Annotated in this window: 15 protein-coding genes and 1 pseudogene; 15 read left to right on the top strand and 1 reads right to left on the bottom strand. The window is 63.1% G+C overall.

Features of this window, described 5'->3' with window-relative positions:
- The first annotated feature begins 35 nt into the window (after window positions 1-35).
- From O7A05_RS11990 to O7A05_RS11965, 6 genes and pseudogenes are all read left to right on the top strand, one after another.
- Entirely contained in the window at window positions 36-1277 is a 1242-nt protein-coding gene (locus O7A05_RS11990; protein ID WP_337093303.1) for an acyl-CoA dehydrogenase family protein, read from the top strand.
- A gap of 5 nt (window positions 1278-1282) precedes the next feature.
- Window positions 1283-2319, top strand: a pseudogene (locus O7A05_RS11985) (zinc-binding dehydrogenase).
- 224 nt (window positions 2320-2543) lie between these two features.
- Window positions 2544-3707: a glycosyltransferase 87 family protein gene (locus O7A05_RS11980; RefSeq protein ID WP_337093302.1), complete on the top strand. Its 1164-nt coding sequence runs from the start codon at window positions 2544-2546 to the stop codon at window positions 3705-3707.
- Window positions 3700-4668 (top strand): glycosyltransferase family 2 protein, encoded by a 969-nt coding sequence (locus O7A05_RS11975; RefSeq protein ID WP_337093301.1) that lies wholly within the window; start codon window positions 3700-3702, stop codon window positions 4666-4668. The genes O7A05_RS11980 and O7A05_RS11975 overlap by 8 nt, the downstream gene beginning before the upstream one ends.
- Window positions 4665-5483 (top strand): ChbG/HpnK family deacetylase, encoded by an 819-nt coding sequence (locus tag O7A05_RS11970; RefSeq protein ID WP_337093300.1) that lies wholly within the window; start codon window positions 4665-4667, stop codon window positions 5481-5483. Before O7A05_RS11975 ends, O7A05_RS11970 begins: the two co-directional genes overlap by 4 nt.
- Window positions 5480-5887 carry a GtrA family protein gene (locus O7A05_RS11965; protein WP_337093299.1) on the top strand — a complete coding sequence of 136 codons (408 nt, stop codon included), beginning with the start codon at window positions 5480-5482 and terminating at the stop codon, window positions 5885-5887. The genes O7A05_RS11970 and O7A05_RS11965 overlap by 4 nt, the downstream gene beginning before the upstream one ends.
- An 84-nt stretch (window positions 5888-5971) precedes the next feature.
- On the opposite strand, the gene O7A05_RS11960 is transcribed toward O7A05_RS11965, so the two are convergent.
- On the bottom strand, window positions 5972-6796 hold the full coding sequence (locus O7A05_RS11960) for a MurR/RpiR family transcriptional regulator (protein WP_337093298.1): 825 nt from the start codon (window positions 6794-6796) through the stop codon (window positions 5972-5974).
- A 142-nt stretch (window positions 6797-6938) separates the two neighbouring features.
- Here O7A05_RS11960 and O7A05_RS11955 point away from each other — a divergent pair, with 142 nt between their 5' ends.
- The 9 genes from O7A05_RS11955 (at window position 6939) to O7A05_RS11915 (ending at window position 17766) form a co-directional block, all read left to right on the top strand.
- Window positions 6939-7754 carry an N-formylglutamate amidohydrolase gene (locus O7A05_RS11955; RefSeq protein ID WP_337093296.1) on the top strand — a complete coding sequence of 272 codons (816 nt, stop codon included), beginning with the start codon at window positions 6939-6941 and terminating at the stop codon, window positions 7752-7754.
- A gap of 21 nt (window positions 7755-7775) precedes the next feature.
- Entirely contained in the window at window positions 7776-9332 is a 1557-nt protein-coding gene (locus O7A05_RS11950; protein ID WP_337093294.1) for an amino acid permease, read from the top strand.
- A gap of 87 nt (window positions 9333-9419) precedes the next feature.
- Complete coding sequence (locus O7A05_RS11945) at window positions 9420-10790, top strand: glutamine synthetase family protein (RefSeq protein ID WP_337093293.1); 1371 nt, start codon at window positions 9420-9422, stop codon at window positions 10788-10790.
- A gap of 189 nt (window positions 10791-10979) precedes the next feature.
- A complete protein-coding gene (locus O7A05_RS11940; protein ID WP_337093292.1) occupies window positions 10980-12368 on the top strand; it encodes an aldehyde dehydrogenase family protein in 1389 nt (462 codons plus the stop codon).
- Between the two features lie 17 nt (window positions 12369-12385).
- Entirely contained in the window at window positions 12386-13558 is a 1173-nt protein-coding gene (locus O7A05_RS11935) for an iron-containing alcohol dehydrogenase (RefSeq protein ID WP_337093291.1), read from the top strand.
- A 244-nt stretch (window positions 13559-13802) separates the two neighbouring features.
- Window positions 13803-14909 (top strand): ABC transporter substrate-binding protein, encoded by a 1107-nt coding sequence (locus tag O7A05_RS11930; RefSeq protein WP_337093290.1) that lies wholly within the window; start codon window positions 13803-13805, stop codon window positions 14907-14909.
- 62 nt (window positions 14910-14971) lie between these two features.
- A complete protein-coding gene (locus O7A05_RS11925; protein WP_224589325.1) occupies window positions 14972-15886 on the top strand; it encodes an ABC transporter permease in 915 nt (304 codons plus the stop codon).
- A complete protein-coding gene (locus tag O7A05_RS11920) occupies window positions 15883-16674 on the top strand; it encodes an ABC transporter permease (RefSeq protein WP_224603595.1) in 792 nt (263 codons plus the stop codon). Before O7A05_RS11925 ends, O7A05_RS11920 begins: the two co-directional genes overlap by 4 nt.
- Window positions 16675-16701: 27 nt before the next feature.
- The gene (locus O7A05_RS11915) at window positions 16702-17766 is read left to right on the top strand and encodes an ABC transporter ATP-binding protein (RefSeq protein WP_337093289.1); all 1065 of its coding nucleotides are present in this window, start codon (window positions 16702-16704) and stop codon (window positions 17764-17766) included.
- Window positions 17767-17803: the final 37 nt, after the last annotated feature.

The raw sequence follows: 17803 nt of genomic DNA, 5'->3' as shown, positions 1-17803 counted from the left end.
CGGGTAAAGATTTATCTTCGGGAAAGGCGGAAGCGATGGCGGACATGAATCTCGGCATGACCGAGCGGCTGAAGCCGATCCACCAGCGCGTGGCGGCGATGGTGCGTGACGAGATCGCACCGCTCGGCGAAGAGTTTCTCGCCGAGGTCGGCAAGGGGGGCGACCGCTGGGCGTACACGGCCAGGCAGGCGGAAATCCTGGAAGGCTTGAAGGAGACGGCGCGCGAGCGCGGCCTGTGGAACTTCTGGCTCACCGATTCCAAGCGCGGCTACGGCCTTTCCACCGTCGAATACGCCTATCTGGCGGAGGAGATGGGCAAGGCGCATCTCGGCGCCGAAACCTTCAACTGCTCGGCGCCCGACACCGGCAACATGGAGGTGCTGGAGCGTTATGGATCGGAAGCGCACAAGCGCGACTGGCTGGAGCCGCTGCTCGAGGGGAAAATTCGTTCGGCCTATCTGATGACCGAGCCGGACGTGGCGTCCTCGGATGCCACCAACATTTCGATGCGCTGCGAGCGGCAAGGCGATGACTATGTTCTGAACGGCGAGAAATGGTGGGCTTCCGGAGCCGGCGATCCTCGCTGCGCCATCTATATCGTCATGGTCAGGACGGGATCGGACGAGGAGCCGCAGCATCGCCGGCATTCGATGATCCTGGTGCCCTCGGACAGCAAGGGCATCACCAAGCTGCGGCCGATGCAGGTCTATGGCGACGATGACGCGCCGCACGGCCATATGCATTTGAGATTCGACAACGTCCGGGTGCCGGCGACGAATTTGATCCTCGGCGAGGGCAGGGGTTTCGAGATCGCGCAGGGGCGGCTCGGGCCTGGCCGCATCCATCACTGCATGCGCGCCATCGGCCAGGCAGAGATGGCGCTGGAGATGCTGTGCCAGCGCTCGTTGCGGCGCGAGGCCTTCGGCCAGTCGCTGGCAAAGCTCGGCGCCAATGTCGACATCATCGCAGAATGCCGCATGGAGATCGAGATGGCGCGGCTCTTGTGCCTCAAGGCTGCATGGATGATCGACCAGGGAGACGCTCGCGCGGCCGCCCCCTGGATCAGCCAGATCAAGGTGGTGGCGCCCCGCGTCGCGCTGAAGGTCACCGACGAGGCGGTGCAGATGTTCGGCGCGCAAGGCATCAGCCAGGACACGCCGCTCGCCCGCTCCTGGACGCATTTGAGGACATTGCGGCTGGCCGACGGGCCGGACGCCGTGCACCGGCGCCAGGTGGCGCGCGCGGAACTGAAGAAATACACGCAGGAAAAGGTCTGACGACCATGACGCTTCCATCGCAAATGCAGGGTCTGCTGCTTGTCGGCGACGGTTACACCAGGACGCCTTCGGCGGCTGCGCTCGAAGCGATGGAGCCTTACCTCCAGCCCGGCCGCATAGCCGTGCCGGTGCCAGGGCCGACACAGGCGCTGATCAAGGTCAGCCTCGCCTCGATCAACCCCTCCGACATCGCCTTCATCAAGGGCCAGTACGGCCAGCCGCGGGTCAAGGGCCGACCGGCGGGTTTCGAAGGCGTCGGCATTGTCGTCGCCACGGGCGACGATCCCTATGCAAGGAGCCTTGCAGGGAAACGCGTTGCTTTCGCCACCGGCGTGTCGAACTGGGGCGCCTGGGCGGATTATGCCGTCGCCGAGGCCGCTTCCTGCATCCCGCTCATCGATACGGTGCGCGACGAGGACGGCGCGGCGATGATCGTCAATCCGCTGACCGCCTTGGCCATGTTCGACATCGTCAAAGAGGAGAGCGAAAAATCCTTCATCATGACGGCGGGCGCAGCCAGCTCTGCAAGCTGATCATCGGGCTGGCGAAGGAGGAAGGTTTCCGGCCGATCGTCACGGTGCGCCGCGACGAGCAGATCCCGCTTTTGAAGGAGCTCGGCGCTGCCCATGTGCTTAACGAGAAGGGGGCGGATTTCGAGGTGGCGTTGCGCGAGGCGATGAAGGCCGAGCAGCCGCGCATCTTCCTCGACGCCGTCACCGGCCCTCTGGCTTCCGCCATCTTCAATGCCATGCCGAAACGCGCGCGCTGGATCGTCTATGGCCGGCTCGACGCCGGGCCGACGGTGATCCGCGAGCCCGGCCAACTGATCTTCCAGCACAAGCGCGTCGAGGGCTTCTGGCTGGCCGAATGGATGCGGCAATTCCGCGACAGGCTGGGCCCGGCGGTGCTGGAAGCGCAGAAGCGCTTTTCCGATGGACGCTGGTCGACCGACGTCACGGCGGTCGTGCCGCTGGACGAGGCGATGGCGCGGCTGCCGGCCGAGCTCGCCAAGTCCAACGGAAAGGTGTTCATCAAGCCGTAAGCACCCGAGGGTCGATCGCAGCCGTTCAGACCCGTGGCCAATCCTCAAACACAAAGCTGTGATCGACAAGACAGCGGCGGAAAAATGCCGCTGTTGCGCCTTCCCTTGCGCCGCGCCGGTAACAGTCACGCTCGGATGTTTTATTCCATTCGTTGTGATATCTCGCCGGCGGTGAAGCCAGGCGGCGATGGGAAAGCCGTCCTGGTCGGAATACGGGGTGCGCTATGATGGTAACCAAGCCGGTTTTCGACCGTTTGGGGTTTTGGTGGGTCGGGTCGTTTCTGGTCGTGCTTGGCCTAGCGCTGTGGTCGCCCAATGCGCGTTCGGTGGTCCATATCTATAGACATGGCAGTGAAGCGTTTCTGAGCGGCCGGCCGCTGTATCAGGTCGAAGTCGCCATGGGATATCTATACGCTCCCGCCTTCGCCGTCCTCTATGTTCCCCTGCTGAAGCTCGGGCCGTATCTGGGCGATACTCTGTGGCACATACTGGGCTTCGGCTTGCTGACTTTTGCCGCAATGCGTCAGGTGCGCAAGCTTAGCGGCCAGGAACAGACATGGCTGCTGTCCTTCGGTCTTTTCCTTGCCTTGCCGGTGGCGCTCGCAGCGCTTCGCAACGGCCAGGCGACGATCCTGCTCACCGGGGCATGCTGGTTTCTCACGTTGTCGACGCTTGAGGGGCGCCGGGCCGAAAGCTTCTTCTGGGCCATGCTTGCGATCATCGCCAAGCCGACCGCGATCATCATGCTGCTTCTGGCGGGAGCGCTGCGCCCCAGGCTGATACCGGCGCTGGTGCTGGCGGTGCTCGTCGCGCTCGCCATCCCCTATGGCTTTGCGTCGACCGACTACGTCAACGCGCAATATCACGATTTCGTCCGGTTGCTGACTTCGATGACGGTCGACCCAACCGGCCCCTTCGTCCCGGCCGACTTCACGGCGCCTTTCACGCGGTTTGGAATGCCGGTTTCCGAGTTAGACGCGACGATCGTGCGTATGTTCGCCGGTCTGCTGACGCTTTGGCTGGTGCTCCAGTTCGACCGCAGATTGGACTCCAACATCGGCGGACTCGCCATCTTCCTCGCCGCGGCATTCTACATGTGCGTCTTCAATCCGCGGGTCGAGCAGAACACTTACGCCATGGTGGCGGTGCCTGCCGGTCTCTCCATCGCCCTGCTTTGGCGGGAGAAGGGAGCCGAGGCCATGTGCTGGTTCTTGGCGACATTCCTCTTCGTCACCGGACTGACCAGTGTCGACCTGCGACTGCACGATCTTTTCCACCCGTGGTTCCGGCCGATCAGCATTAGCATAATTGCCTGCGTGCTCGTCGCTTGGTTCTGGACGCAAGACAGACAGAAGGTGCCTGTCGCCGGAGCCGTCGCGCATGGCTGAGATGCTCGATATCATCGCGCCGTTCTTCAACGAGGCCGAATCCGCCATTGCGTTTGTCGGGCTGCTCGCCAGGCTGGAAGTGGCCGTAGCGGAGCGCTTCGGCATGACGGTCCGCAAGATACTCGTCGACGACGGCAGCCGCGACGGCAGCGCCGAGACGTTTGCGACTGCGCTCTCCGGCTCCTGGGAGATCGTGCGGCTGAGCCGCAATTTCGGCAAGGAAGCGGCGGTGCTCGCCGGCCTCGATCATTCCCGCGGCGACATGGTCCTGATCATGGACTCCGACCTCCAGCATTCCCTGGATATCAGCCTGAAGATGATTGCAGAACTGGTCGAGAATCCGCAGATCGATGTCGTCTACGCGCAGAACGACCGGCGCGAGGGGAGCTGGCGGCGCAGCCAGTTGGCGCGGCTCTTCTACAGGCTGATCAACAGCAGTCAGCGCTTCGACATCCCCGAAAATGCCGGAGACTTCCGCGTCATGCGCGGCGCCGTTGCGCGTGCCCTGACCAGCGTGCGCGACAAGCGTCGTTTCAACAAGGGGCTGTTCGCTTGGGCCGGCTTCCGCCAGAAGGCGGTGCTTTATTCGCCGGAAAACCGCGCCAGCGGCACGTCCAAATGGACAAGGTTCAACCTGATCGCGTTCTCGCTTGAAGGGTTCACCTCGTTTTCCGTGATCCCGCTGCGCGTCATCAGCCTTATCGGATTGCTGGCGGCATTCGCAGGTCTCGCCTATGGCGTGAAGGTGCTCTTCGAGGTGCTGTTCTACGGCATAGCCGTGCCTGGCTACCCCAGCATCATGGTTGCCGTCGTGCTTTTTGGAGGCCTCAACCTGGCGCTGCTCGGCCTGATCGGCGAGTATGTCTGGGTCACGCTCAGCGAAAGCAAGGACCGGCCCGTCTACATCGTGCGCGACGTGCTGCATGGCAATGCCATCAAGCAGGTTGCTCCGGACAGATGACCAGGTCGATCCGCCTGATCGCCGACGATTACGGCCTTGCACCGGGGGTATCGAGCGCGATCCTCGACCTCATCGAGCGCGGCCGCCTGACCGGGACCAGTTGCATGACCGGCTTTCCGGAATGGGAAGAGGCGGCGGCGCGCATCAGGCCGTTCCGTCGACGGGCGGCCGTCGGGCTACACCTGACCCTCACCGATCAGATCGCCGCGACCGGTTCGTCCAGCCTGGCGCCGGAAGGCAAGCTGCCCGGGCTTGCCTCCCTTGCGCTGCCGGTGCGGCGCGGGCGCATCGAGGAGCGGGACATTCATGCCGAGCTCGACGCCCAGTACGACCGCTTCACCGAAGCGCTGGCTGGCCCGCCCGATCACATCGACGGGCACCAGCATGTGCATTTTCTTCCCGCGGTACGGAATTGGCTGCTCGTCCGGTTTGGAGGGAGCGCACACAAGCCGGCGCTGCGCGGCGCGCCCGGGCTTGCCGGCCTGGACGCGGCGACCAAGGTCGCGGCGATCGCCACGCTGGCCGCGGGCTTCAACAGGTCGATGCAGCGGGCCGGCTTTAACGTGATGACGCCGCTCTGCGGTATCTATGACTGGCGGCAGCCGCAAAAATTCACTTCGACGTTGCGCGCCGCGGTCGACACCTTGCCCGAACAAGGTTTGTTCATGTGCCATCCGGGCCAAGTCGATGACGTGTTGCGCGCTCGCGACCCGATGCAGGGCGCGCGTGAGGTCGAGTTCGCGGTTCTGAGTTCCGAGGATTTCGGCGCCAGCCTCGAACGGGCCGAAATGCGCGTCATGGACGGCAAAGTATGAGCGCCGGCCAGCCGCAGCGTTCGACCGGCAGCAAGATCGTCCGCTTCGCCTTGGTCGGGCTGGTCAACACCGGCATCGACCTCACCGCATTCTTCCTGCTGCTCAAGCTCGCGGTGCCGGCTTTGGCCGCCAATGTCGGCGCCTGGTTCGTCGCGGTCCTTTTCTCGTTCGTAGCGAACCGCTTCTGGTCGTTCGAGCGGGACCGGGACATCCGGCTGCACCATTCCTTCCTGCGCTTCGTCTCGCTGGGGGCGCTGATTTCGCTTGGCGTTTCGAGCCTCTCGATCGCGGCACTGGCCGAGACCGCAGGCGTGTGGCCGGCCAAGATACTCGGCGTCGTGGTGGCCGCCGTGCTGAACTTCCTGGCGGCGCGTTGGTCGATCGAGGGCCGGCTCGTAAAGTAGTTACTCGGCCGGCTCCGCCTCGACATACGCAGCTTAGAGACGGATTCAGATTTCAGGTCGATTTCGACCTGAAATCATCCGGCTCTAGCGCAGGCTTTCGAGGTCGCGGATGCGTTTGGCGCCGGCCGCTTCCAACTGCCTGGTCACGGCGGCGATCAGCGTTTCGGCGACCACGAACAGAGCGGCGGACGAATCCCAGGCCGAGGGCACGGCGGTGCGCCCGGCGATTACGTGGCGGGCGAACCGGGCGATCGGCGAAAGCCACTGGTCGGTGAAGAGAATGATCTGCACGCCGCGCTGGTGAGCCTTCTCGGCAAAGCGCACTAGACTTTCCTGGTAGCGGCGGATGTCGAAGATCACCAGGACGTCGCGCTTGCCCATGTCGATCAGCCGGTCGCGCCAGATGCTCTCCTGGCCGGCGAGGTGATAGACATCCGGCTGGATGATGGCCAGGTGAGCGGCCATGTAGCGCGCCAGCGGATCGGTGAAACGGCCGCCGATGAGGAAGGTCTTGCCGCGCCGCTCGGCAAGTCTCGTGGCAATGTCTGCCAGCTGTCTTTCCGTGAGGTGCCGGAAGGTCTCGCGCATATTGTCGAGCGTCGCCTCGAGCATCGGCGAAACGGCGCCGCCGGCCGAGCTTGGATTGAGCGTGCGCGAAGCCGGCGACTGCAATTGCGCTGCCAGCTCATCCTGCAGCGCCGATTGGAATTCGGGGTAATTCTGGAAGCCGAGCCTGGCGACGAAGCGTAGGATCGTCGGCGAAGATACGCCGGCCGCAGCCGAGAATTCGGCGACCGTCTTCAGCCCGGTCAAAGGATAGTTGGCAATCAGCGTCTGGGCGGCGCGTCGCTCGCCGGCCGGCATCGTGCCGATGCGGTCCGAGATCAGTTCGGCAATGCTGGAAATCATGTTTTCCCCCGCCCGTTGACCCGCCGCCGCCATTTTCCCGAATTCGCGTTTGACAAAGCCGGCCAAACTGTATGAAACCATTCACAGGGACGCAATGAGACAAAATACGTAACATAAGATACAGCGCCCCGCAGGGGACGATATGGAGAAAGCTCGGCTCGCTAGCCTTGCACCTGAGACCGTAAGGGTGACCAACCCCGGCGGATCCAGCCCCTTCGTCTTCACCTGCGACCACGCTTCGAATTTCCTGCCCGCCGAGTTCGGAACGCTTGGCCTCCCGGCTGCGGATCTTTCGCGCCATATCGCCTGGGACCCGGGTGCGCTTCCCGTCGCCAGCCGCATGGCGCAGGCGCTCGACGCGACCTTGATCGAGACCCGCGTGTCGCGGCTCGTCATCGATTGCAACCGGCCGCTCGACGCGCCGGACCTCGTTCCGCCGGTCAGCGAGACGACAGTCATTCCCGGCAATTCGAGCCTGTCCGACAAGCAGCGCGCCGCCCGTATCGACCTTGCCTGGCACCCGTTCCACGACACGATCGCCGAGATCGTGGAGCAGCGGCTGGCGCGGGGTCAGGAGACGCGTCTGGTGTCGGTGCACTCCTTCACGCCGGTCTACAAGGGCAAGAGCCGGCCATGGCATATCGGCATCATCCATGATGACGACCGCCGCCTGGCGACGCCCCTGGTCGCGGCGCTGCAGCGGCTTGCCGGCGTCACCGTTGGCGTCAACGAACCCTATTCGCCGGCCGACCGCGTCTATTTCACGCTGGAGCGGCACGCGCGTTCGCGCGGCCTTGCCTGCGCGATGATCGAAATCCGCAACGACGAAATCGCCGGCGAGACCGGGCAGCGGAAATGGGCGGATCTGCTCACAGGCATATTTTCGAATCTCGAGCCCGAGGAGGCCAGGGGCTCCCGACAAAGCGCAATGGGAAAGTCAGTACAATCGGCCAGCTAAAAACCAATAGGGGACTTCCAAATGGCAGCAGACGACTATACCGAAGTCGATAAGGCGGACGACATTCAGGTCCTTCACAGCATGGGCTATGCCCAAGAACTGGAGCGGCGCCTCAGCCGCTTTTCGAATTTCGCGGTTTCCTTCTCCATCATCTGCATTCTGTCCGGCGGCATCAATTCGCTGGCTCAGGCGACCTCGGGCGCAGGCGGCATCGGCATCGGTATCGGGTGGCTCGTCGGCTGCTTTGTCTCGCTTACCTTTGCCGTGGCCATGTCGCAGATCAGCTCGGCCTATCCGACGGCCGGCGGGCTCTATCACTGGGGCTCGATCCTCGGCAATCGCGGCACCGGCTGGGTGACGGCCTGGCTCAACCTGCTCGGCCTGATCACCGTGCTCGGCGCCATCAATGTGGGCACATGGACCTTCTTCGTCGGCGCCTTCGGTCCGGCGCTCGGCATCGAGGGCACGCTGACCAACCAGATGATTTTCCTGGTCATTATCACCGGTGCCCAGGCGCTGATCAACCATCTCGGCATCAAGCTGACGGCGAAACTGACCGACTTCTCCGGCTATCTGATCTTCTTCGGCTCGATCCTGATCGCGGTGGTCTGCCTGCTTTCGGCCGAGACCTGGGATTTCAGCCGCCTCTTCACCTTCCACAACTACTCCGGCGATGCCGGCAACGGTGTGTGGCCGTCGGTGTCGAACGCCTGGGTGTTCGCGCTCGGCCTCCTGCTGCCGATCTACACGATCACCGGCTACGACGCCTCGGCGCATACGTCGGAAGAGACCATCAAGGCGGCTTCTTCCGTGCCGCGCGCGATGGTCATGTCGGTCGTCTGGTCGGCGCTGTTCGGCTATCTGTTCCTGGCCGCCTTCGTGCTGATGATCCCGAACATGGACGACGCGGCCAAGCAGGGCTGGAACGTGTTCTTCTGGGCTTTCGACCAGCGCGTCAGCCCCGGCCTCAAGGAGTTCGTGTACCTCGTGGTTTTCCTTGCGCAGCTCTTGTGCGGTCTTGCCACCGTCACCTCGGCCTCGCGCATGATCTTCGCCTTCTCGCGTGACGGCGGCCTGCCGGGCTCGGCGGCGCTCGCCAAGGTGAGCCCGACTTACCGCACGCCGGTGGCGGCGATCTGGACGGCCTCGATCCTGTCGGTGCTGTTCGTGTGGGGTTCGTCGGTGGTCTCGGTCGCCGGCACCTCAGCCTACACGATCGTGGTGTCCTGCACCGTCATCTTCCTGTTCCTCTCCTTCACCGTGCCGATCGTGCTCGGCATGATGGCCTGGGGAACGCCGAAGTGGGACAAAATGGGTCCTTGGAACATGGGACGCGCCATCTTCATGCTGTTCGGCGTTCTCTCGATCCTGTCGATGATCCTGATCTTCGTCATCGGCATCCAGCCGCCGAACGACTGGGCGCTCTACATCACCGTCGGTTTCTTCATCCTGACGGCGATCGTCTGGTTCGCCTTCGAGCGCAACCGCTTCCAGGGCCCGCCGCTCGGCGACATCATCGCGGCGCGCCAGGCGGCGATCAAGGCGGCCGAACAGGCGGTCGGCGAGACCGGCCACTGAACCTTCGACCTCTGACCATGGCCGGCGCAATGCCGGCCATGGTCTTGTTTCTCCCTTCAAATCGACAAGCACTGGAGCGCCAAAGGAATGGCCGGGAATTTCTCGTTCGATCAGTTGAAGAAAGCGGTCTCGAACGGCGAGATCGACACGGTGCTGGCCTGCATCGTCGATATGCAGGGCCGGCTCGCGGGAAAGCGCTTCCTGGCTCAGTATTTCGTCGATTCCGCGCATGGCGAGACGCATGGCTGCAACTATCTCTTGGCCTGCGACATCGATATGGAGCCGGTGCCGGGCTACAAGGCGGCGAGTTGGTCGAAGGGCTATGGCGATTTCGTCATGAAGCCGGACCTGTCGACGCTGCGGCGCATTCCATGGCTGGAGAAGACGGCGCTGGTCATTTGCGACGTGCTCGATCATCACACGCATGAGGATGTGGCCCACTCACCCCGCGCGATCCTGAAGAAGCAGGTCAAGCGCCTGCAGGAGCGCGGCTATATCGGCTATTTCGCCTCCGAGCTCGAATTCTATCTGTTCAGCGAAACCTACGAGTCCGCGCGCAAGAAGCACTGGCAGGGGCTCGATAGCGCCTCGCCCTATATCGGCGACTACCAGATCGGCATCACCAGCAAGGAAGAAGGCGTCATGCGCCGGCTTCGCAACGAGATGGAGGCCGCCGGCATTCCGATCGAGAACTCCAAGGGCGAGTGGGGGCCCGGCCAGGAAGAGATCAATGTGCGCTATGCCGAGGCGCTCGAGATGGCCGACCGCCACGTCATCCTGAAGAACGGCGCCAAGGAGATCGCCGATTCCGAAGGCAAGGCCATCTCCTTCATGGCCAAGTACAATTATGGACTCGCCGGCAATTCCAGCCATATCCACAATTCGCTTTGGAGCGCCGACGGAAAGACGCCGCTGTTCTTCGACAAGAAGGCCGACTGGACGCTGTCGAGCCTCGGCCAGCAATGGGCGGCCGGCCAGCTCAAATACGCCAAGGAGTTCACCTGGTTCCTGGCGCCCTACATCAACTCCTACAAGCGCTTCCAGGCCGGCACCTTCGCGCCGACAAAGATCATGTGGAGCGAGGACAACCGCACCGCCGGCTTCCGGCTCTGCGGCGAAGGCACCAAGGGCATTCGCATGGAGTGCCGCATCGGCGGCGCCGACCTCAATCCTTATCTCGCCTTCGCGGCGCTGATCGCGTCGGGTCTCGCCGGCATCGATGAGAGGTTGGAGCTGCAGAAGCCTTTCGTCGGCGATGCCTATCAGGCCTCGCGCCTGCCCGAGATCCCCAAGACCTTGCGCGACGCCGCCGAAACGCTGGCCAAGTCGAAGATGCTGAAGCAGGCCTTCGGCGAGGAGGTGATCGAGCACTATGTGCACACCGCCCGCTGGGAGCAGTTCGAATACGACCGCCGCATCACGGATTGGGAGCTGCACCGGGGCTTTGAGCGGTACTAGGGGGCCAGGTTACGTCGGCGCTGCCCCTCACCCTTACCCGCTCCCCGTGAAGAACGGGGAGAGGAGGGTCGCCGGCGCAGGAGCTTCTCCCTTCTCCCTGTCACAATACGGGGAGAAGGTGCCGGCAGGCGGATGAGGGGCGGCGCCAAGCCAAGTGATTTTCGATTGTTGTAAAACTGCGAGGAAGAAATGACCGAAACGGTCAAACTCAAATCCCCCATCGACGGCTCGATCTATGCCGAACGGCCCGTCGCCAGCGACCAGGCGATCAACGCCGCGGTCGAGCGCGCCAGGGCGGCGCAGGAGAAGTGGGCCGAGACGCCGGTCGTTGAGCGCGGCAAATACATGCTGGCGATGCTCGAGGCGCTGGTCGCCATGAGCGACGAGATCGTGCCCGAGATCGCCTGGCAGATGGGCCGGCCGGTGCGCTATGGCGGCGAGTTCGGCGGCGTCAAGGAACGCACCAACTATATGGTCGAGATCGCCGAAGCCGCGCTGAAGCCGGTGCTCGCCTCCAATCCGAAGGACGGCTTCCGCCGCTATGTGAAGAAGGTGCCGCTCGGCGTCGTCCTGGTGATCGCGCCTTGGAACTATCCGTATCTCACCGCGGTCAACACGATTGTGCCGGCGTTGATGGCGGGCAGTGCCGTTGTCCTCAAGCATGCCGCGCAGACGTTGCTGGTCGGCGAGCGCTTCCAGCAGGCTTTCGATAAGGCCGGCCTGCCAAAGGGGCTGTTCCAGAACCTGGTCATGAACCACGCCCAGACCGAGAAGCTGCTCGGCTCCGGCAAGATCGACCATGTCAATTTCACCGGCTCGGTCGGCGGCGGCCGCGCCATCGAGAAGGCGGCGGCCGGCACCTTCATGACGCTCGGCCTCGAGCTCGGCGGCAAGGACCCGGCCTATGTGCTGCCCGACGCCAAGATGGATCATGCGGTCGCCAATCTGGTCGACGGCGCCTTCTACAATTCCGGCCAGTGCTGCTGCGGCATCGAGCGCGTCTATGTGCATGAGAATGTCTATGACGAGTTCGTCGAGGGTTTTGTCGCCGAGACCAGGAACTATGTCGTCGGCAATCCGCTGGAGCAGGCGACCACTCTCGGCCCGATGGCGCAGGCGCGCTTCGCCGACCTGATCCGCGAGCAGAAGGCCGAGGCGCTGCGCAAGGGCGCGACCGCGCATATCAACATGAAGGTCGAGAACGACAAGCCGGGCTCGCCCTATCTGGCGCCGGAGGTGCTGACCGGGGTCGATCACCAGATTAGCGTCATGCGCGAGGAAAGTTTTGGGCCGATCGTCGGCATCATGAAGGTGCGGAACGACGAGGAGGCGATCGCGCTGATGAACGACAGCCCCTATGGGCTGACGGCCTCGATCTGGACGCGCGACACGGAGCGCGCAATCGCCATCGGCGACCGCGTCGAGACCGGCACGGTGTTCATGAACCGCTGCGACTATCTCGACCCGGCGCTGGTCTGGACTGGCGTCAAGGACACCGGCAAGGGCGCAGCCCTTTCGGCGATCGGCTACGACAATCTGACCCGGCCGAAATCCTATCACCTGCGTGAAACGATCTGACCTTCGAAAGACAAGACATGTCAAAGCTCATCTCCAAATGGAACTATCCCACCACCGTCCGTTTCGGCGCCGGCCGCATCAAGGAATTGCCGGATGCGCTGGCGGCGGCCGGCATCAAGCGCCCGCTCTTCGTCACCGATCCGGGTCTGGCGAAGCTGCCGGTCGTCGCCTCGACGCTGAAGATCCTCGACGACGCCGAGGTTCCCTATGGCGTGTTTTCGGAGGTGAAGCCGAACCCGGTCGAGTCCAATCTCACCGCCGGCATCGCGGTGTTCAAGAAGGGCAAGCATGACGGCGTCATCGCCTTCGGCGGCGGCTCGGCGCTCGATCTCGGCAAGCTGATCGCCTTCCAGGCCGGACAGACGCGACCCGTGTGGGATTTCGAGGACATCGGCGACTGGTGGACCAGGGCCAATTCCGATGCGATCGCGCCGATCATCGCGGTGCCGACCACGGCAGGAACCGGCTCCGAGGTCGGCCGCGCCGGCGTCATCACCAATGAGGAGACCCACACCAAGAAGGTCATCTTCCATCCGAAGCTTCTGCCGGCGATCGTCATTGCCGATCCGGAGCTGTCGGTCGGCATGCCGGCCTTCATCACCGCCGGCACCGGCATGGACGCGCTTGCGCATTGCCTGGAGGCCTATTGCGCGCCGGGCTACCATCCGATGGCCGACGGCATCGCGGTGGAGGGCATCCGGCTGGTGTTCGAGAACCTGCCCAAGGCCTTCGCCAACGGCAAGGACCTGGTCGCCCGCGCCCATATGATGAGCGCCGCCGCCATGGGCGCCGCCGCCTTCCAGAAGGGGCTGGGCGCCATCCATTCCCTGTCGCATCCGATCGGCGCGCTCTACGACACCCATCACGGCATGACCAATGCCGTGTTCATGCCCTACGTGCTGGCCTTCAATCGCGAGGCGATCGAGGGCCGTATCACCCGGCTCGCCGCCTATTGCGGCATCAAGGGCGGCTTCGATGGTTTCGCCAAGGCAGTCATCAAGCTGCGCAAGGAGCTCAAGGTGCCGCACGCGCTGCCCGGCCTGATCAAGGGGCTCGACATGGACAAGAAGCGCAAGGCGCTGATCGCCGACATGGCGGTGGTCGATCCGACGGCGGGCGGCAATCCGGTGAAGCTCACCAAAAAAGCGGCGCTGACGCTGCTCGAAAATGCGATCGCCGGCTCCATCTGAGAGCCGGCTTTCAACACCAAAAAGTCAAATAAGGGAACACTCTAGGAAAGGGAGAAGGGGCAAAATCAAGGCAGCTAACCATTAGCCGGAAAATTAAGCGCGGGCTAATTGCTACGGTCCGTTAAAAAGAGTTAACTTTTTTGGCCGCGGGGCTCCGGTTTCAAAAAGCCTTCATCCGGCTGTCACACGAAAACGATACCCGCATCGCAGGCGCTTAAACGCGCCAGTTCAACGGAGAGAACACATGTTCAAGTTCACGGGGAAAGTGCTTTCCCTCTCGGCCGCGGCGCTCTTTGCGTCGACGGTGATTTCGTCCGCGGATTCGCTGGACGATCTCGTCAAGGCCGCGAAGGCTGAAGGCCAGCTCACCACCATCGCGCTTCCGCATGACTGGTGTGGCTACGGGGCAGTGATCGAAGGTTTCAAGGCTAAGTATCCCGGAATCACCATCAACGAACTCAACCCGGACGCCGGTTCGGGCGACGAGGTCGAGGCGATCAAGGCCAACAAGGATAACAAGGGCCCGCAGGCGCCCGACGTTATCGACGTCGGCCTGTCCTTCGGCCCGACCGCCAAGAAAGACGGCCTGCTGATGCCCTACAAGGTGTCGACCTGGGACTCGATCCCGGACAGCGCCAAGGATGCCGACGGCGCCTGGTACGGCGACTATTACGGCGTGCTCGCCTTCGAGGTGAACAAGGATCTGGTCAAGGAATCGCCGACCGACTGGGCTGACCTGCAGAAGCCGGAATTCGCCAACTCGGTCGCGCTTGCCGGCGATCCGCGTGCTTCGAACCAGGCCATTCAGGCCGTTTATGCTGCCGGCCTTTCCGGTGGCGCCGCCGCTGGTGAAGCCGCGGGCACCGCCGGTCTCGAATACTTCAAGAAGCTCAATGCGGCCGGCAATTTCGTGCCGGTCATCGGCAAGACGGCGACGCTCGCCCAGGGCCAGACGCCGATCCTCGTCACTTGGGACTACAACGCGCTTTCGGGCCGCGACACGCTGAAGGGCAACCCGCCCGTCGACGTTATCGTGCCGAAGACCGGTGTCGTCGCCGGCGTCTATGTGCAGGCTATCAGCGCCTTCGCGCCGCATCCGAATGCCGCCAAGCTGTGGATGGAGTATCTCTATTCGGACGAAGGCCAGATCGGCTGGCTGAAGGGCTATTGCCACCCGATCCGCTTCAACGATCTCGCCAAGAACGGCAAGATCCCGGCGGATGTGCTGGCCAAGCTGCCGCCGGCGGAGTCCTACGCTTCCGCCGTGTTCCCGACGCTCGACGAGCAGGGCAAGGCCAAGGAAACCATCACCAAGAATTGGGACGCCACTGTCGGCGCCAATGTGAAGTAACAGGGTGATATCGGCCGGGCGGCCCTGGCTGCCCGGCCTCGTTTCAGAACGGTAACCGGCGCATGACCGATCTCTCGCTCTCCAACAAGGCCATTGCGGGAAAGACCGCGCCGCCGGCCGAGGCCCGAAGCCTGAGGCTGCCGACGCAGTGGCTTGGCGTCACGCCTTTCTTCATCTTCGCCGTGATGTTCCTGATCCTGCCCACGCTCTATCTGATGCTGGGCGCTTTCCAGAACGAGGCAGGCGAATTCACCTTCGCAAACATCGTCGCGCTCTTTTCGGCCAACATCGTTGCGGCTTATTGGATCTCGATAAAGGTCAGCCTGGCGTCATCACTGATCGGCGCCTTCGCCGGCCTTGCCATCGCCATCGCCATCGTGCGCGGCGGGCTGCCCGATTGGATACGTTCAGCGACACTGACCTTCTCGGGCGTCGCATCCAATTTCGCCGGCGTGCCGCTCGCGTTTGCTTTCATCGCGACGCTTGGGCGACTCGGTCTCGTCACTGTCTTGCTCAACACGCTGGTCGGCCTGAACCTCTACGCGCATGGCTTCAACCTGCTATCGTTCTGGGGTCTGACGATCACCTATGTCTATTTCCAGATTCCGCTGATGGTGGTCATCATCGTGCCGGCGATCGATGGGCTGAAACGGGAATGGGGCGAGGCCGCCGCCACGCTCGGCGCCACCCAGGCGCAATATTGGCGCATGGTGGTCATTCCGGTGCTTTGGCCGAGCTTTCTGGGCACCGTCATCCTGCTCTTCGCCAATGCGTTCGGAGCAATCGCAACCGCCTATGCGCTGACCGGCTCGTCACTCAACATCGTTCCGATCCTGCTCTATGCGCAGATCCGCGGCGATGTGCTGCATAATGCCCATCTCGGCTATGCGATCGCCTTCGGCATGATCTTCATCACCGGGCTTGCCAACATCTTCTACATCTGGTTCCGGACCCGCTCGGAGAGGTGGCTCAAATGAAGGCTGGCAAGTTCTGGGCCTGGGCCGTCTTCATCCTCGGCGCGGCCTATTTCTTCATACCGCTGATCGCGACAGTCGAGTTCTCGCTGCGCATGCGGCGCGGTGTCTATTCCTTCGATGCGTACAAGGTCGTGCTGGGCGACAGCCAGTTCCAGGCGACGTTCATATTTTCCGTGGTCGTCGCCATCTTCACGATTCTCCTGGGTGTGCTGATCGTGGTGCCAACCGCCTATTGGATCCGCCTGCGCCTGCCCCAACTGCGCCCGGTGGTCGAGTTCATCACCTTGTTGCCGTTGGTTATCCCAGCCATCGTCATCGTTTTCGGCTATATCAGAATGTATGGCTCGAATTCGCCGCTGCCGTTTCTCGGGTCGAATTTGGGAGCGAACGCGCTGCTGGTCATCGGCTACGCGGCGCTCGCGCTGCCCTATATGTACCGGGCCGTGGACACCGGTCTTCGCACCATCGACGTTCGCACGCTGACGGAGGCCGCGCAGATTCTGGGGGCAGGGTGGGGTACGATCATCACTCGGGTTATTCTGCCGAATGTGCTGATCGCGGTGCTGTCGGGCGCGTTCCTCACCTTCGCCATCGTCATTGGCGAATTCACCATGGCCAGTCTGCTCAATCGCCCTGCCTTCGGTCCGTATCTGCAGAACCTTGTGGCCAATCGCGCCTACGAACCGGCCGCGCTGTCCATCATCGCCTTCGTGATAACCTGGGGCTGCATGTCCCTGATCCAGATTCTGTCGCGTTTCGCGCCAAGATCGGCGAACCGCCCCAACTGAGCGAAAAGCACCGAAAGAAAAAAAGCCATGGCCGAGCCGTTCCTCTCCATCCAGCATGTGCGAAAATCCTTCGGCGCCACAACAGTGGTCGAGGACTTCAATCTCGATGTCGCGCCGGGTGAGTTCGTCTCCTTCCTTGGCCCGTCCGGCTGCGGCAAGACGACGGTGCTGCGCATGGTCGCCGGTTTCGAGGAGCCTTCGGCCGGCAAGATCGTGGTCGGCGGCAAGGACATCACCAGGCTGAAACCCAATCAGCGCAATGTCGGCATGGTGTTCCAGGCCTACGCGCTGTTTCCGAACCTGACGGTGGCGCAGAATATCGGCTTCGGACTGAAGGTGGCGGGCATGCAGAAGGCCGCAATCGATTCCCGGGTCGCCGAGATGCTCGACATGATCAAGCTGCCGCAGATGGCCGACCGCTATCCCTATCAGCTTTCCGGCGGCCAGCAGCAGCGCATCGCGCTGGCGCGGGCGATTGCGCCCAAACCCAAACTGCTTTTGCTCGACGAGCCGCTGTCGGCGCTCGACGCCAAGGTGCGCGTGTCGCTGCGCGAGGAAATCCGATCGATCCAGAAGAAGCTCGGCATCACCACCATCTTCGTCACGCATGACCAGGAAGAGGCGCTGTCGATCTCCGACCGGATCGCGGTGATGTATGGCGGCAAGGCCGAGCAGGTCGGCACGCCGTTCGAGATCTACAACCGGCCGGCCACCAAATTCGTCGCCAATTTCGTCGGCACGCTCAACGTGCTGGAAGGCAAGGTCACCGACGCCGCGTCCGGCAAGGTGCAAGTCAACGCCCAGGAAGTGTCGCTCAAGGGCAAGCTCAACGGCTCGAAGTCCGGCGACACGCTTTCGCTGGCGCTGCGGCCCGAAGCCATCTCGCTGGGGCGCCAGCCCGGCCACGACACCAGCCTGTCGGGCGAGATCGCCGAAGTGCATTTCCTCGGCTCCGTCATCCGCGTGCGCGTCGGCATCGGCGGCAACACGGTATCGCTCGACACCTTCAACAACTCGGCGACACCGCCCCCTGCCGTAGGCGACAAGGCGGACATCTCCTTCTCATCGGGCGACATGCTGGTTCTGCATTAGTGAAAGAGTGAGTGAATAGTGAATGGCACCCGGCGAA

Source organism: Mesorhizobium argentiipisi (SeqCode) (assembly GCF_037179585.1).
Lineage (GTDB): Bacteria > Pseudomonadota > Alphaproteobacteria > Rhizobiales > Rhizobiaceae > Mesorhizobium > Mesorhizobium argentiipisi.
Note: the sequence above shows the minus strand (reverse complement) of the source record. Positions and strands in the feature narration are given on the sequence as shown.

Coding starts and splice junctions, on each gene's coding strand:
- O7A05_RS11950 (WP_337093294.1), top strand. CDS start 7,776: ATGGCAGCAGACGACTATACCGAAGTCGATAAGGCGGACGACATTCAG.
- O7A05_RS11935 (WP_337093291.1), top strand. CDS start 12,386: ATGTCAAAGCTCATCTCCAAATGGAACTATCCCACCACCGTCCGTTTC.
- O7A05_RS11965 (WP_337093299.1), top strand. CDS start 5,480: ATGAGCGCCGGCCAGCCGCAGCGTTCGACCGGCAGCAAGATCGTCCGC.
- O7A05_RS11975 (WP_337093301.1), top strand. CDS start 3,700: ATGGCTGAGATGCTCGATATCATCGCGCCGTTCTTCAACGAGGCCGAA.
- O7A05_RS11955 (WP_337093296.1), top strand. CDS start 6,939: ATGGAGAAAGCTCGGCTCGCTAGCCTTGCACCTGAGACCGTAAGGGTG.
- O7A05_RS11925 (WP_224589325.1), top strand. CDS start 14,972: ATGACCGATCTCTCGCTCTCCAACAAGGCCATTGCGGGAAAGACCGCG.
- O7A05_RS11940 (WP_337093292.1), top strand. CDS start 10,980: ATGACCGAAACGGTCAAACTCAAATCCCCCATCGACGGCTCGATCTAT.
- O7A05_RS11990 (WP_337093303.1), top strand. CDS start 36: ATGGCGGACATGAATCTCGGCATGACCGAGCGGCTGAAGCCGATCCAC.
- O7A05_RS11945 (WP_337093293.1), top strand. CDS start 9,420: ATGGCCGGGAATTTCTCGTTCGATCAGTTGAAGAAAGCGGTCTCGAAC.
- O7A05_RS11920 (WP_224603595.1), top strand. CDS start 15,883: ATGAAGGCTGGCAAGTTCTGGGCCTGGGCCGTCTTCATCCTCGGCGCG.
- O7A05_RS11970 (WP_337093300.1), top strand. CDS start 4,665: ATGACCAGGTCGATCCGCCTGATCGCCGACGATTACGGCCTTGCACCG.
- O7A05_RS11930 (WP_337093290.1), top strand. CDS start 13,803: ATGTTCAAGTTCACGGGGAAAGTGCTTTCCCTCTCGGCCGCGGCGCTC.
- O7A05_RS11915 (WP_337093289.1), top strand. CDS start 16,702: ATGGCCGAGCCGTTCCTCTCCATCCAGCATGTGCGAAAATCCTTCGGC.
- O7A05_RS11960 (WP_337093298.1), bottom strand. CDS start 6,796: ATGATTTCCAGCATTGCCGAACTGATCTCGGACCGCATCGGCACGATG.
- O7A05_RS11980 (WP_337093302.1), top strand. CDS start 2,544: ATGATGGTAACCAAGCCGGTTTTCGACCGTTTGGGGTTTTGGTGGGTC.